The sequence below is a fragment of the Kitasatospora sp. NPDC048662 genome, from assembly GCF_055587065.1.
In genome coordinates, this window is sequence record NZ_JBVJHA010000020.1 from 54,128 (window position 1) to 67,268 (window position 13,141).

Below are 13,141 nucleotides of genomic sequence, written 5' to 3' on the forward strand. Positions count from 1 at the left end.
TGGCGGAATCCGGCAAGGTTCCCCCGTACGGGTCAACGGGGTCCGTGCGCCGGCCGGCCGGTGGTGCAGCATGAGTGGGTCGTGGTCCGGGCGCCTGGCGCCCGGGCCGTTCCCGAGCACCCTGGACACACCATGGCCCACACCGTGCAGATGACCATCGACTGCGAAGACCCGGCGAGCCTGGCCGAGTTCTGGGCCCTCGCGCTGGACTACGTGGTGCAGCCGCCGCCGCCCGGGTTCGACAGCTGGGAGCAGCTCGCCCGGAGGATCGGGATCCCCGAGGACCGCTGGGACGCGTTGGCCGCCGTGGTCGACCCCGCCGGGGTCGGCCCGCGCGTGCTCTTCCAGAAGGTGCCCGAGCGCAAGACCCTGAAGAACCGTGCGCACCTCGACATTCAGGTGAGCGCCCCCGAGGGCCACCGGTCCGAGGCGGGCCAGGCCCGGCTGACCGACCATGTCGCCCGGCTGGTCGATGCCGGGGCCAAGGTGGTCCGCGAGGTGGACGAGCCGGCCGGCTTCTGCGTGGTCATGCAGGACCCCGAGGGCAACGAGTTCTGCGTGGCCTGAACCTGCGCCTCGCACCGGCCCGGGCGTCAGGTCACCACCGCCCGCTGTCCGTCCAGGTAGGGCCGGTGCGCACGCCCGGCGACGATCTCCCGCAGGGTGGTCATGGCGTGCAGCACCTCGGTGTGGGACACGTAGAGGGCGTTGACGCCGAAACGGAGCAGGTCGGGGGCCCGCATGTCGGCGATCACCTCGCGGGCGGCCAGGGCCTGGACCAGGGGATAGGCCTCGGGGTGGCGCAGGGCGACCTGGCTGCCGCGCCGGTCCGCCTCGCGCGGCGTGGCGGGGGTGAACCCGTGCGCGGTGAGCAGGACGTCGGCACAGTCGAGCAGGAAGCCGGTCAGGGAGAGGCTCTTGGCGCGCAGCTGGGCCGGATCGACGCCGTCGAAGACGGTGAGGGCGGCTTCCAGCGCGAGCAGGGAGAGCATCGGCGGGGTGCCGATCCGGGCGCGGGCGATGCCCTCGGCGGGCCGGTACTCCTCGGTGGGGTCGAACGGGTCGGCGTGGCCGTTCCAGCCGGTCAGCGGGTGGTCGAAGCCGGCCTGGTGCCGGTGGGCCACGTAGAGGAAGGCCGGGGCGCCGGGGCCGCCGCACAGGTACTTGTAGCCGCAGCCCACGGCCAGGTCGGCGCCGAGCGCGTCCAGGTCGAGGGGGAGCGCTCCGGCGGCGTGGCACAGGTCCCACACCGTCAGCGCGCCCGCGTCGTGGGCGGCCCGGGTGACGGTCGCCGGGTCGGTCAGCCGGCCGGTGCGGTAGTCCACCGGAGCGCCGAGCACGGCGGCCACCCGCCCGCCCTCCCGGGACAGCAGGTCCGTCAGCGCGTCGGCCGGCACGGCACGCAGCCGCAGGCCGTGCAGCCGGGCGACGGAGGCGGCGAGGTAGCGGTCGGTGGGGAAGTGGTCCTGGTCCACGACCAGCAGCGGCCGGCCGGGGCGGAGCCGGACCGCCGCGCTCAGCGCGTTGAACAACTGCACGCTGGTGGAGTCGCCGACCACCACCTGCCCCGGGGCCGCGCCGATCAGCCGTCCGACCGCGTCGCCGACCCGCAGCGGGGCCTGCCACCAGGCGGCGTCGTTCCAGGAGCGGATCAGACCGGTGCCCCACTGCCGGTGCACCACGTCCGCCAGCACCGGCGGGACGGCCGCGGGCAGGGCGCCGAGCGAGTTCCCGTCCAGGTAGACGACGCCCGGCGGGAGCAGGAAGCGCTCGCGCAGGCCGGACAGCGGGTCGGCGGCATCCAGCGCGGCGGCCCGGGCGGCGAGGTGTTCGACGGCGCCGGTCATGCCGTGCCCCCGGCGCTCCCGGCGGCCTGCTCGGGGGCGAACTCCGCTGCCAGCCGGTGCAGTTGCTCCGCGACCGCGCGGGCACCCGGCGCGCCGGACTCGATCAGGGTGTAGTGGCCGGTGTCCGGCAGCACGACGACCTCCAGGTCCCGGTGGACGGCGGCGTAGTCGGTGAACTGGCCCAGCGGCACTTCCTCGTCCACCGCGCCGTGCAGCAGGACGGTGCGCACCCCGGTGGTGCCCGGCCCGCGCAGCAGGGTGACCGGGTCCACCAGCGCCAGCCGCTCGGGTGCGGCTTCCGGGCCGCCGAGCAGTTGCAGGGCCGCGTCCTCGCTGAGCCGGTCACGGATGGTGGCCCGGAGGTCGGTGATCGGGGCCAGCGCGAGGATCGCGGTCGGCGATGTGGTGCTGTGCCAGGGGGAGTCGGCCGGCAGCAGGGCGCGGGCCCCGGCCCACAGGGCCAGGTGCCCGCCCGAGCAGTGCCCGGCGAGGACGTACGGGCGCCCGGCCGGGAGGGTGTCCACGATCCGTGCGATGTCGTCGAAGGTCTCGGGGTATCCGCCCGCGCCGCCGGAGCGGCGGAAGCCCGGCAGCAGGGTGGTCAGCCCCTGCCGCGCCAGGTAGGCGGCGAACGGCGTCAGGTGCATCCGGTCGTAACGCCAGTAGCCGCCGTGCAGCAGGATCACCAGGGGCGCGTTCTCGTCCGTGCCCTCGGCCGGCCACAGGTCGTAGACCTGGTGCGGGTGGTCGCCGTAACGGCCGTGGACCGGGGCCAGGACCGGCCTGAGGCCGAGGACCCGCCGCTCCTCCTCGGCGGCGAAGGCGGAGATCGTCCTGCCGGTCGTGGTGGTGGTCGGGTCAGACATGGCTGCGCACCGCCCACAGCTCGGGGAAGGGCCGGCGCGCCGCGCGCCGCTCCAGCCAGTCCATCCCGGAGGTGCCGGCGCTGCCCGGCCTGGCGCCCATCGCGCGCCGCACCACCAGCAGGTGGTCGGCGCGCCAGCGCTGCACCAACTCGGCTATGTCGGTGAGCAGTTCACCCAGCAGCAGCAGCGGGTCGTGCTGCGGTCCGCGGTAGATCCGCAGCCACACCCCGACGACGTCCTCGTCTGGCTCGTAGGCCTGAGTGACGTCCCGTCGGAGCACGGCCTGCGGCACCTCGTGGCCCTGGTAGTGCAGGAAGCGCAGCACCTCGTCCCAGAGCGTGGGGGTGTGCAGGTGCTCGGCCAGCTCGGCGTGCTCCACCGGGTCGCCGCGGTGGGCGTCCAGGATCGCTCCGGACTTCTCGCCGAGCAGGAACTCCATCATCCGGTAGCGGGCGGACTGGGCGCCCGAGGCCTGGCCGAACGCGGCCCGGAAGCCGTTGAAGCGCACCGGAGTCAGCGCGGCCAGCGGAGTCCAGGAGGCGTTGAGCGACAGGTGGGCACGGCGGCTGCGCTCCAGCGCGTCCAGCGCCGCCGGCAGATCCTGCTTGGCGAACGCGTCGCAGGCCGTGCGCCACTCGTGCACGATCAGCTTGAACCACAGTTCCATCACCTGGGTGGTGATCAGGAAACCCATTTCCTCGGGCGCATCGGTGAGCGGCTGCTGGAGCGAGCCGAGCACCGACGCGTGCACGTAGTCCTCGTACGGTGAGGTCCCGGCGAAGACGGCCAGCTCGGCGGCGTCCCCGGCGACGGGCGTTTGGTCGATCATCTCTTGGGGCTCCAGGGTGTCAGAGGCCGAGGTGGACGCCGCCGGTCGCGTCGATCCACTGGCCGGTGATCCAGCGGGCGTCGTCGCCGGCCAGGAAGGCCACCACGTCGGCGATGTCGGCGGGTGTGCCGAGCCGGTTGAAGACCGAGTGCGCGGCGAGGGCGCCGCGGATCTGCGGGTCGGCGAGGGTCGGATTGATCGCCGTGTCGGTGAAGCCGGGCGCGACGGTGTTGACGGTGATGCCGCGCGGGCCCAGCTGCACGGCCAGGGCCGGGGTGAGGACGTCCAGTGCGGCCTTGGTCATCGAGTAGGCGGCGATCGCGGGGTAGGCGATCCGGGTGGCGCCCGAGGAGACGGTGACGATCCGGCCGCCGTCGCGCAGCCGGGGCAGGGCGCGCTGGAGGATGAAGAACGGCGCGCGGGTGTTGACGGCGAAGACCCGGTCGTAGTCCTCCTCGGTGACGTCCGCGATGAGCCTGGGCAGCGTGATGCCCGCGTTGTTCACCACGATGTCCACACCGGCCGAAGCGCCGAGCGCCTCCAGACCCCGGTCGAAGCCGTCCCAGACGGACTCGGCGTCGCCCGGTACGCCGAGCTCGGCGCACAGGGCGAAGGCCCGGCCGCCGTCCGCCGCGATCTGCTCGACGGTGTCCTTCGCGGCCTGCTCGTCGTGGCCGTAGTGCACGGCCACCAGCGCGCCCTCGGCGGCCAGCCGCAGCGAGATCGCCCGGCCGATGCCGCGGCTGCCGCCGGTCACCAGCGCGGTTCGGCCGGCGAGCCTGGTCGAGGTCATGAAGGTTCCTTCCTGCGCCGGCCCAGCCGGGGACGGCGGTCGGGACGCCCGAGGTCTCAGGCGTCGAAGTCGAGTGCGATCGCATCCGTCTGCGGACGGGCACGGCAGGTGAGCGTGTAGCCGGCCGCCACCTCGTCCCGGCCGAGCACGTGCTGGCTGTCCAGCACCGCCGAGCCGGAGACCACCCGGGCACGGCAGCTGCCGCACAGCCCGACCCGGCAGGAGTACGGTGCGTCCGGCCGGGCCCGCAGGACCGCGTCCAGCAGCGTGCGGTCGCCGGGCAGCATCGGGGCGTCGGAGGTGTGGCCGCCGAGCCGCGCGGTGACCCGGACGCTGCGGCCGACCGGCGCTGCCGCGGCCGCGGCGGGCGTCCCCTCGGGCGAGAAGAGTTCCAGGCGGATCTGTTGTTCGTCCGCGCCGGCCTCGGCGAGCGCGGTGCGGGCCGAGGTCACCAGCCCCGACGGCCCGCACAGGTAGAAGGCGGTGGCCGCGTCGAACTCGGTGCCCGGCGCGGACAGCAGACGCCGCAGCCGTGCGCCGTCGAGCCGACCGGAGAGCAGGTCCGCCTCCCGGCGCTCCCGGGAGAGGACCTGGAGCAGAGTGAACCGGCCCAGGTACGCGTCCTTCAGGTCGGCCAGTTCGTCGGCCAGCAGCAGCGAGCCGGCGCCGCGGGCGGCGTACAGCAGGGAGACGCGGCAGTGCGGGTCCTCGCGCAGCGCCGCCGCGGCCATCGCCAGCAGCGGGGCGATGCCGGTGCCGCCGGCCAGCATCACGTGGTGCGTGACCGGTGCGCCGGCCAGCCGGAAGGCGCCGGTCGGCGGGGAAACCCGCAGACGCTCTCCCACCGCCAGCCGGGTCGTCGCGTACGCCCCGAAGCCGTCCGGACCGGAGCGCTTGACGATCAGCCGCAGCCGGTCGGGGTCGAACGGCGGCGGGCAGACCGAGTAGCAGCGGCGCAGCTCGCGCCCGCCCTGCTGGTGGCGGACCACCAGGTGCTGCCCGGCACGGTGGGACAGGACCCCGGCCAGCCGGTCCGGCACCGCGAGGGTGATCGCCACGGTGTCCTCGGCGAGGTGCTCCAGCCTGCTCACCGTCAGTGCGTGCCAACCGTGCGGCCCGGCGGGCCGGTCGGTCTCGTCGATCGTGCTCAGCATCTCGCCTCACCCCGCCCTGAACTGCGCGAACGTCTCGCGGCAGGCCGTGCACAGCAGGATCGCCTGGCAACGGGTGGCCCCGAACGGGCTCTGCGGCCGGGTGGCCGACGAGCCGCAGTGCGGGCAGGGCGGCCCGAGCGCCACCGTCACCAGCTGCTCCCCGCCGGGGCGCCCCGGCGGGGCGATCCCGTGCTCGGCGAGCCGGCGCCGGCCCCGCTCGCTGATCCGGTCGGTGCTCCAGGCCGGGACCAGCACCCGGCGCACCCGGCCCGCCGGGTGGCCGGCCTCGGCGAGCGCGCCGTGCACCGCCCGCTCGATGACCTCCATCGCCGGGCAGCCCAGGAAGGTCGGGACGAGCTCCACCTCCGCCGTGCCGTCCGCGCCGATCCGGACCTCGTGCACCATGCCCAGGTCGCCGAGGGTCACCATGGGAAGCTCCGGATCGGGCAACTCCTCGACGGCGCGGCGGAGTTCGGCCAGCGGCTGATCGGCCTGACGCTGTTCGGCCGGACGCTGTTCGGCCTGACGCGGGTGCGGCGACCCGGCGGCCGGACCGCCCGCCCGGGCCGGTTCCGGGCCGTTCACCAGGTGCCTCCCGGGTACTGGCGGTGGACCGACTGGAGCTCGGCCAGCAGCAGCCCGAACTCCTCCGAGTGGCGCCCCTCCCGGCCGCCGTCGGCCGACCAGGACGGCTCGGGCACCCGCAGGCCGGCCCGGGCCACCACCTCGGCAACCTCGTGCCGCCAGCGCTCGCGCACCGTGCCCGGGGCGGGGACCAGGCCCGCCGCGTCCAGCCGCGCCACCGCCCCGTCCGCCTCGAACAGCTCGGCGGCGTAGGGCCACATCACCTCCAGGCCGTCCTGCATCCGGCGGCGGCTCTCGGCCGTTCCGAGGCCCAGCCGGACCGTCCAGCCGTCGGCGTGCGACTGGTGGTAGCCCATTTCCGTCGCCGCACGCCCGGCGAAGGCGGCCAGCTCGGGGACGGCGCAGCTCGCCAACTCGGCGTAGTACGAGCGCGCGTAGTGCGTGTAGAGCAGCTGCCGGGCCACGGTGACGGCGAAGTCGCCGTTCGGAAGCTCGGTGAGCAGCGTGTTGCGGAACTCGCGTCCGTCGCGCAGGTACGCCAGGTCGTCCTCGCTGCGGCCGGTGCCGTCCAGGCGGCCGCTCATGGTCAGCAGCACCCGGGCGTGGCCGAGCAGGTCCAGGGCGAGGTTGGACAGCGCCAGATCCTCCTCGATGCTCGGTGCCCGGGTGATCCAGGCGCACAGCCGCTGGGCCAGGATCAGCGCGTCGTCGCCGAGGCCGAGGACGCTGCGGGCCAGGTCGTGCTCCTGGGCGGCCGTCGTCGTCGCGGCGGCGGCATCGGCCGTCGTGTCAGTGGTCATCGCCCGCTCCCTCCGTGGACTCGGACGACTCGGACGACTTGGACGCTCCGGGACCGCCCAGCGGCGCGTAGTCGCCGGGGTAGCGGTACGGCTTGTCCGCCGCGCCGGAGAAGTACGGGTCCTTCTCCTGCGGCGAGACCGCGTGCACCTGGTCCGAGCGGACCACCCACAGGGACTGCGGCTCGCCGCGGCGGGCGAACAGGTCGCGCGCGGTGGCCAGGGCCAGCTCGTGGTCCGCCGCGCGGACCGAGCCGACGTGCTGGTGGGCCAGTCCGCGCCGGTCGCGCAGGAACACCTCCCAGGACGCCGTCCCACTGCCGTTCCCGCCGGTCATGACGCCACCTCCGCCGTCTCGTCGCTGCCGCGCCCGGCGTACGCCTCGGCGGCCTCCCGCACCCAGGCGCCGTCCTGGTGGGCGGCCCTCCGGTGCGCGAGGCGCTGCCGCGCGCAGTGGGTGCCGTTCGCCAGCGCCTGCCGGTAGCAGGGCCAGTCGACGGGAGTGAAGTCGTAGTGGCCGCGCTCCGGGTTCCAGCGGATCGCCGGGTCCGGCAGGGTCAGGCCCAGGCTCTCGGCCTGCGGCGCGGCCAGGTCCACGAAGCGCTGGCGCAGCTCGTCGTTGGTGTGCTGCTTGATGCCCCAGGCGATCGCCCGCCGGGAAACCGCCGAACCGACCGCCGTGCCCGCGCCGCCCGCCTCGGTGTCCGGCGGGCCGAACATCAGCGCGACCGCGGGCAGCCACCAGCGGTTCACCGCGTCCTGGGCCATCCGGTGCTGCTCCGGGGTGCCCCCGCTCAGCGCCAGCAACTGGTCGTAGCCCTGCCGCACATGGAATGCCTCCTCCTGGCAGACCCGGCGCATCGCCCGGGCGTAGGGGCCGTAGGAGGTACGGGTCAGCGGCACCTGGTTGACCACCGCGGCGCCGTCCGTGAGCCAGGCGATGGCGCCGGTGTCGGCCCAGGTCAGCGCCGGGTGGTCGAAGGTCGCCGCGTAGTGCTGCTGGCCGCGGTGCAGCGCGTCCAGCAGGTCGGCGCGGTCCACACCCAGGGTCTCGACCGCCGAATACAGGTACATGCCGTGCCCGGCCTCGTCCTGCACCTTGGCCAGCAGGCCCGCCTTGCGGTACAGGGACGGCGCGCGGGTCAGCCAGGCGCCCTCCGGCTGCATGCCGATGATCTCCGAGTGCGCGTGCTGGGCGATCTGCCGGATCAGCATCCGCCGGTAGCCGTCGGGCAGCCAGTCGCGCGGCTCGACGGTCTCGCCGGCCGCCACCAGCGCCTCGAACTGCGCGAGCAACTCCTCGTCGTTCTGCGGAAGTTGACCGATCTGTTGACCGATCTGTGCGCTCTGCCCGGAGGCCGGCGCGGGTCGCGTCGGCGGATGCCCGCCGGTCCTGTTGGCCACTCCCTCAACTCCCCTGCCGGTCCGGGGCGCCGCGCACCGTCGCGATCGGCGCCTCCGAAACAGAAAGAGGCACCGATCGGCGCGGGCTATCCCCGGCGCCGCGGATCCACGACGTGACGAAGGTCACGCACCGGGCGGGGAGTGCCGCACGCGCGGAGCCCCTCCTTCCAGAGACGAGGGCAGTGCCGGGCGCCGCCGCTCGCCTCGGCCGCGCGAGGACCGGCGAGCGGCGCGGCGGACCGGCCCACGGCGAAGTGCACACGCCCAGGAAGCGAACGAGCGCACAGCGAAAGGAACACCATGAGCCTGATCAGGTCGATGCTGGTGGAACTGACCGGCACCTCGGAGTACACCGACGCGATCGGCGATGACGCCGACCTCGCCGCCAGCGGCATCGACAGCGGGGACCTGGTGCGCCTGGTCCTGCTCATCGAGCAGCGCACCGGCGTGGAGGTCACCGCCGAGGACATGGAGAAGCTCGCCACGATCGGCGACTACGAGCGCTTCGTCGAGGAGCGGAGCGCCGCCCTGCAGTCCGGCGGCGCGTGATGTGGCTCAGCCAGCTGACGGACCGCAACCGGCAGTGCTTCCCCGACCGGGTGGCGCTGGTGGACGAGCGCCGCTCGATCACCTGGGCCGAGTTCCACGAGCGCACCGTCCGCCTCGCGAAAGGACTGGCGGCCCTCGGCATCGCCCCCGGCGACCGGGTCGTGGTGCTCTCGCTGGACCGCATCGAGGTACTGGAGACCTACTTCGCGCTGGCCCGGCTCGGTGCGCTTTTCGTGCCGCTCAACCACAGCCTCACGGTGCCCGAGGTCGCCGAGATCACGGAGCGGGTCGAGCCGGCCGCCCTGATCGGCGAGACGGCGCTGCTGGAACGCTTCGCGGAGCTCGCGGTGCCGAGGCGGATCGCCCTGGACGAGCCGGCCTTCGCGGAACTCGGCTCGGACGCCGAGCAGTTCGAGTTGCCGCAGGTCGCGGACACCGACCCCGCCGCGATCCTGCACACCTCGGCCACCACCGGGCGGGCCAAGGGCGTCGTGGTGGACCAGCAGTCGTTCCGGGCCATCGCGCTCGGCTGGCTGGCCGCCAGCAAGCCGGCCGACGACCTGGTGCTGGTCAACTGCTGCCCGCTCTACCACGGCAGCATGGTGGTCACGCTGACCTACCTGGCCGCCGGGGCCACCGCCGTGCTGATGCCCGGCTTCACCCCGCAGCGCGCGCTGGCCGCGATCGAGACCCACCGGGCCACGCACATCTGGCTGGTCCCGCAGATGCTGCGCTTCATGCTGCAGGCCAAGGCCCTGGAACGCACCGAGCTCGGCACCCTCCGCGAGGTGATGTACGGCGCCGCGCCGATGCCCCCCGAGGTGTACACGGCGGCAGCCGAGCGGCTGGGCTGCGGGTTCCGGCAGGTCTACGGCATGACCGAGGTCGGCGGCCCGTTCGTCACCCTCGGCCCGGAGGAACACCCGGCCCCGGACGCGGTGGGGGACATCATCCCCGCCGGCCGGGTCGTCCCCGGCATGTCCGTGCGCGCGATCGGCACGGACGGGCAGCAGGTGGCGCCGGAGGCGATCGGCGAGATCGTGGTCCGCGGGCCGGGCGTCATGCACGGCTACCTGCACAACCCGGACGCCACCGCCGAGATCACCACGGCGGACGGCTGGACCCGCACCGGCGACCTCGGCCGGATCGACCGGGCCGGCCGCATCCACCTGGTCGACCGCACCAAGGACCTCATCCTGCGGGCCGGGCAGAACGTCTACCCGTCCGAGATCGAGCGGGCCCTGCTGCAGCACCCGGCGGTGCAGGACGCGGCCGTGGTCGGCATGCCCGACGCCGACTACGGCGAGGTCCCGCTGGCCTACGTGGTGGCCGAACCCGGCACCGGCCACGCCGAGCTGCAACGCCACCTGGCCGGGCGGCTGGCGCCGTACAAGCGCCCTGCGCGGATCGAGTTCATCGAGCAGGTGCCGCGCAACCCGGCCGGAAAGATCGTCAAGAAGCTCCTCCGGGGGTGACCGCGGAGCTCACGCGGCGGCGGGTCCTGGACGACCTGCCGCCGCTTCGCGCCGCCCTGGCCACCCACGGCCTGTCCCTGGGCTGGGCCGTCACCGAGGCCGACGAGGCCGGCGGGGACGGCGGGGACGGCGGGGACGGCGGCACCAGGCCTGCGGACCTCACACCCGCCGGTCCGGACGAGGCCCGGGCCGCAGCCGGGATGCCGCCCACCCGGCGCCGCGAGTTCCTGGCCGGCCGGAGCGCCGCGCGGCGGGCACTGCGCGCGGCCGGGGGACCGGACGGCGAGATCGGGCGCGCCGGACGCCGCCCGCTGGCGCCGGCCGGCTGGGCGCTGTCCATCAGCCACTCGGCCGGGATCGCGGTGGCCGTCGCCGCCCCGACCGGCCGGCACGCCGCGGTCGGCTGCGACCTGGAGCTGCGCCCGCTGCCCGCCGCCGCCGCACGCCTGGTGCTGACCGGGCCGGAACGCGCCTGGGCCGGCGAGGCCAGTGCGGCGGACGCGGAGCAGCGGCTGCTGGCCCTGTTCTCCGCGAAGGAGGCCGCCTTCAAACTGCTGTGCGGCGGGTGGCCGGAGACCTTCGGCGCGCTCACCGTGGCCCGCCTGACCGCCGACCCGCCGCCGGCCGGCGCCCGGCCGCGAGCCTTCCGGCTGCGGCCGAAACTGCCGAGCCCGGCGGACACGGCCCGGGCGCAGGGTGCTCCGCCAGGTGCTCCGCCGGGCGTGGTGGTGGTGCGGGCGGGGGCAGTGGGTGGCGGGGTGTTCTGCTGGGCGGTGCTACCTGTCGGCGACCGGTATTGACCAGCCACGCCACGGTGGTTGGCGGGGTCTGACCCGCCGCCGGCCGGTGCCCGGCCGCGAGCCTTCCGGCTACGGCCGGAACTGCCGAGCCCGGCGGACACGGCCCGGGCGCAGTGTGCTCTGCCGGGTGCGGTGGTGGTGCGGGTGGCGGGGTGTTCTGCTGGGCGGTGCTGCCTGTCGGTGACCGGTATTGACCAGCCGCGCCACGGTGCCCGGCCGCGAGCCTGTCGGACGCGGTCGGGCCTGCCGGACCCGGCGGCGGGGGTTCTGCTGGGTGCTGCTGGCTACTGGCGTCCGGCGTTGACCAGCGCTGCCATGTTGCCCGGCGGGATCGCCCCGCCGCCGGCCCGGCGCCCGGCCTCTTGGCTGTGGCTGAGCCTGCCGGGCCCGGCGGACCCGCCCGTCCGCCGTGCTGGTGCGGGTCGGCATCGCGGGTGTTCTGCTGGGCGGTGCTGCCTGTCGGTGACCGGTATTGACCAGCCACGCCATGGTGCCCGGCCGCGAGCCTGTCGGGCGCGGCCGGGCCTGTCGGACCTGGGGACGGGGGGTCTGTTGGGCGGTGCTGGCTACTGGCGTCCGGCGTTGACCAGCACGGCCATGTTGCCCGGCGGGTGCTGGTTGTCGTGGATGAGTTGGTGGGCCAGTCCGACTTCCTCGAAGTCGAAGGTGCGTGACAGGCACGGGTCGATCAGCCCCTGTGCGATCAGCTCGGACACCTCCCGCGCCTCCCGGGCGCTGGCCACGTGCGAGCCCTGCAGGCGCTTTTGACGCATCCACAGGAACCGGAGGTCCACGTCGCCGTTGTAGCCGGTGGTGCCGCCGCAGATGACCACCATGCCGGCGTTGTCGCACATGTACATCGAGGTCGGGATGGTGTCCTGGCCGGAGTGTTCCAGCACGATCCGCGGCGCCCGCCGTTCGCCCAGTACCTCCCAGAACCGGCGGCCGAAGGCTCGGGCTCCCTTGAGCCAGTGGGCCATCGCCTCCTGGTCGGCGGCGTCCGGCAGCCGTCCCCAGTGGTCGAAGTCGCGCCGGTCGATCCAGCCGCGGGCGCCCAGGCGCACGCAGAACTCGCCGCGTTCCGCGCTGGAGACCACCGCCACCGGGATGCCCCCGGCGTGCCGGACCAGCTGGATCGCGATGCTGCCCAGGCCGCCCGCGCCGCCCCAGATCAGCACCGGGTCGCCGGGCCGGACCGTGTGCGGCTGCCAGCCGAACAGCTGGCGGTAGGCCGTGGCCGCCGTCGCGACGTAGCACGCGGCCTCGGCCCAGGACAGCCGCGCGGGCTTGGGGTGCAGCTGGTACTCGTCCACCACCGCGAACTGTGCGAAGGAGCCGTAGTTCTCCTCGTAGCCCCACACCCGCTGGCTGGTGGAGACCGCCGGGTCGGCGCCGAGCCGAATGTCCTCGGCGTGCTCGTCCCAGGTGCTGGCGAGCACCACCACTTCGTCACCGGGCCTGAACTGCCGCACCCCTTCGCCGGTGGCCCACACCACGCCGGAGAGGTCGGAGCCGCCGATGTGGAAGTCCTCGGTGGCGCCCTGCTTCTGCCGTGCCGCGATCACGTCCAGCGGGTAGCCCTGCGCCGCCCAGACGTTGTTGTAGTTGACGCCGGCCGCCATCACCTTCACCAGCACCTGGTTGCGGCCGACCGGCGGCACGTCCACCACCTCGGTGCGGAAGGCGTCCAAGGGGCGGCCGTAGCGCTCCTGGCGGATCAGTGAGGCGTACATGCGACGCGGCGTGTGCCCCAACTCGGGGGCGTCGCCCAGTTCGTAGAGGTCCTTCTCGGCGAAGGGGACCTGGCTCGCTCGGGTCACCGGGAGGCTCCTCGGGTGGTGGTACCGGGGTGGGAGGCGGCGGCCGCGTGTTCGGCGGCGGCCAGGCAGGCGCGGTGGGTGGCGGCGGGCAGCGCCTGCCGCCAGCCGGCCGGTGGTTCGGCGAAGACCGGCCAGAGCGAATGCTCTCCGGCGGCGTTCACCAGTAGCACGTGCGACGCCTCGTCTCCGCGGTCCTCGAACGGACTGCGCACGGATCTCTCC

Annotated in this window: 15 protein-coding genes; 4 read left to right on the top strand and 11 right to left on the bottom strand. The window is 74.5% G+C overall.

Going from position 1 to position 13,141, the window contains the following annotated elements; genetic code table 11:
- The first annotated feature begins 132 nt into the window (after window positions 1–132).
- The gene (locus tag ACZ6R9_RS32505) at window positions 133–567 is read left to right on the top strand and encodes a VOC family protein (RefSeq protein ID WP_380478979.1); all 435 of its coding nucleotides are present in this window, start codon (window positions 133–135) and stop codon (window positions 565–567) included.
- 26 nt (window positions 568–593) lie between these two features.
- Here the strand turns inward: ACZ6R9_RS32505 and ACZ6R9_RS32510 are convergent, their stop codons facing one another.
- Genes ACZ6R9_RS32510 through paaA form a run of 9 tightly spaced genes read right to left on the bottom strand, consistent with a single transcriptional unit; the run spans window position 594 to window position 8,209 of the window.
- Complete coding sequence (locus ACZ6R9_RS32510; protein ID WP_380478977.1) at window positions 594–1,847, bottom strand: kynureninase; 1,254 nt, start codon at window positions 1,845–1,847, stop codon at window positions 594–596.
- Window positions 1,844–2,713 (bottom strand): alpha/beta hydrolase family protein, encoded by an 870-nt coding sequence (locus ACZ6R9_RS32515; protein WP_465542279.1) that lies wholly within the window; start codon window positions 2,711–2,713, stop codon window positions 1,844–1,846. The genes ACZ6R9_RS32510 and ACZ6R9_RS32515 overlap by 4 nt, the downstream gene beginning before the upstream one ends.
- Window positions 2,706–3,542 carry a tryptophan 2,3-dioxygenase gene (locus tag ACZ6R9_RS32520; protein WP_380478973.1) on the bottom strand — a complete coding sequence of 279 codons (837 nt, stop codon included), beginning with the start codon at window positions 3,540–3,542 and terminating at the stop codon, window positions 2,706–2,708. Before ACZ6R9_RS32520 ends, ACZ6R9_RS32515 begins: the two co-directional genes overlap by 8 nt.
- A 19-nt stretch (window positions 3,543–3,561) precedes the next feature.
- Entirely contained in the window at window positions 3,562–4,335 is a 774-nt protein-coding gene (locus tag ACZ6R9_RS32525) for an SDR family oxidoreductase (RefSeq protein ID WP_465542281.1), read from the bottom strand.
- A 56-nt stretch (window positions 4,336–4,391) separates the two neighbouring features.
- Entirely contained in the window at window positions 4,392–5,489 is a 1,098-nt protein-coding gene (locus tag ACZ6R9_RS32530; protein ID WP_380478969.1) for a 2Fe-2S iron-sulfur cluster-binding protein, read from the bottom strand.
- A 6-nt stretch (window positions 5,490–5,495) separates the two neighbouring features.
- A complete protein-coding gene (gene paaD / locus ACZ6R9_RS32535; protein ID WP_465542284.1) occupies window positions 5,496–6,074 on the bottom strand; it encodes a 1,2-phenylacetyl-CoA epoxidase subunit PaaD in 579 nt (192 codons plus the stop codon).
- The gene (paaC, locus tag ACZ6R9_RS32540; RefSeq protein WP_465542286.1) at window positions 6,071–6,874 is read right to left on the bottom strand and encodes a 1,2-phenylacetyl-CoA epoxidase subunit PaaC; all 804 of its coding nucleotides are present in this window, start codon (window positions 6,872–6,874) and stop codon (window positions 6,071–6,073) included. The genes paaD and paaC overlap by 4 nt, the downstream gene beginning before the upstream one ends.
- A complete protein-coding gene (paaB, locus tag ACZ6R9_RS32545; RefSeq protein WP_465542288.1) occupies window positions 6,864–7,208 on the bottom strand; it encodes a 1,2-phenylacetyl-CoA epoxidase subunit PaaB in 345 nt (114 codons plus the stop codon). The genes paaC and paaB overlap by 11 nt, the downstream gene beginning before the upstream one ends.
- Window positions 7,205–8,209, bottom strand: a complete 1,005-nt coding sequence (gene paaA, locus ACZ6R9_RS32550) for a 1,2-phenylacetyl-CoA epoxidase subunit PaaA (RefSeq protein ID WP_465542304.1) — start codon at window positions 8,207–8,209, stop codon at window positions 7,205–7,207. Before paaA ends, paaB begins: the two co-directional genes overlap by 4 nt.
- A gap of 366 nt (window positions 8,210–8,575) precedes the next feature.
- Between paaA and ACZ6R9_RS32555 the strand changes: the two genes are divergently transcribed.
- From ACZ6R9_RS32555 to ACZ6R9_RS32565, 3 genes are read left to right on the top strand one after another with little or no spacing between them, the layout of a single operon-like run.
- Window positions 8,576–8,824, top strand: coding sequence for an acyl carrier protein (locus tag ACZ6R9_RS32555; RefSeq protein ID WP_380478959.1), 249 nt, complete (start codon window positions 8,576–8,578; stop codon window positions 8,822–8,824).
- The gene (locus ACZ6R9_RS32560) at window positions 8,824–10,299 is read left to right on the top strand and encodes a class I adenylate-forming enzyme family protein (RefSeq protein ID WP_465542290.1); all 1,476 of its coding nucleotides are present in this window, start codon (window positions 8,824–8,826) and stop codon (window positions 10,297–10,299) included. Before ACZ6R9_RS32555 ends, ACZ6R9_RS32560 begins: the two co-directional genes overlap by 1 nt.
- The gene (locus ACZ6R9_RS32565) at window positions 10,296–11,099 is read left to right on the top strand and encodes a 4'-phosphopantetheinyl transferase superfamily protein (protein ID WP_465542292.1); all 804 of its coding nucleotides are present in this window, start codon (window positions 10,296–10,298) and stop codon (window positions 11,097–11,099) included. Before ACZ6R9_RS32560 ends, ACZ6R9_RS32565 begins: the two co-directional genes overlap by 4 nt.
- Window positions 11,100–11,665: 566 nt before the next feature.
- Here ACZ6R9_RS32565 and ccrA read toward each other — a convergent pair.
- Window positions 11,666–12,919 (bottom strand): crotonyl-CoA carboxylase/reductase, encoded by a 1,254-nt coding sequence (ccrA, locus tag ACZ6R9_RS32570; protein WP_465542294.1) that lies wholly within the window; start codon window positions 12,917–12,919, stop codon window positions 11,666–11,668.
- Complete coding sequence (locus tag ACZ6R9_RS32575; RefSeq protein ID WP_380478951.1) at window positions 12,916–13,131, bottom strand: MbtH family NRPS accessory protein; 216 nt, start codon at window positions 13,129–13,131, stop codon at window positions 12,916–12,918. Before ACZ6R9_RS32575 ends, ccrA begins: the two co-directional genes overlap by 4 nt.
- Between the last annotated feature and the right edge of the window lie 10 nt (window positions 13,132–13,141).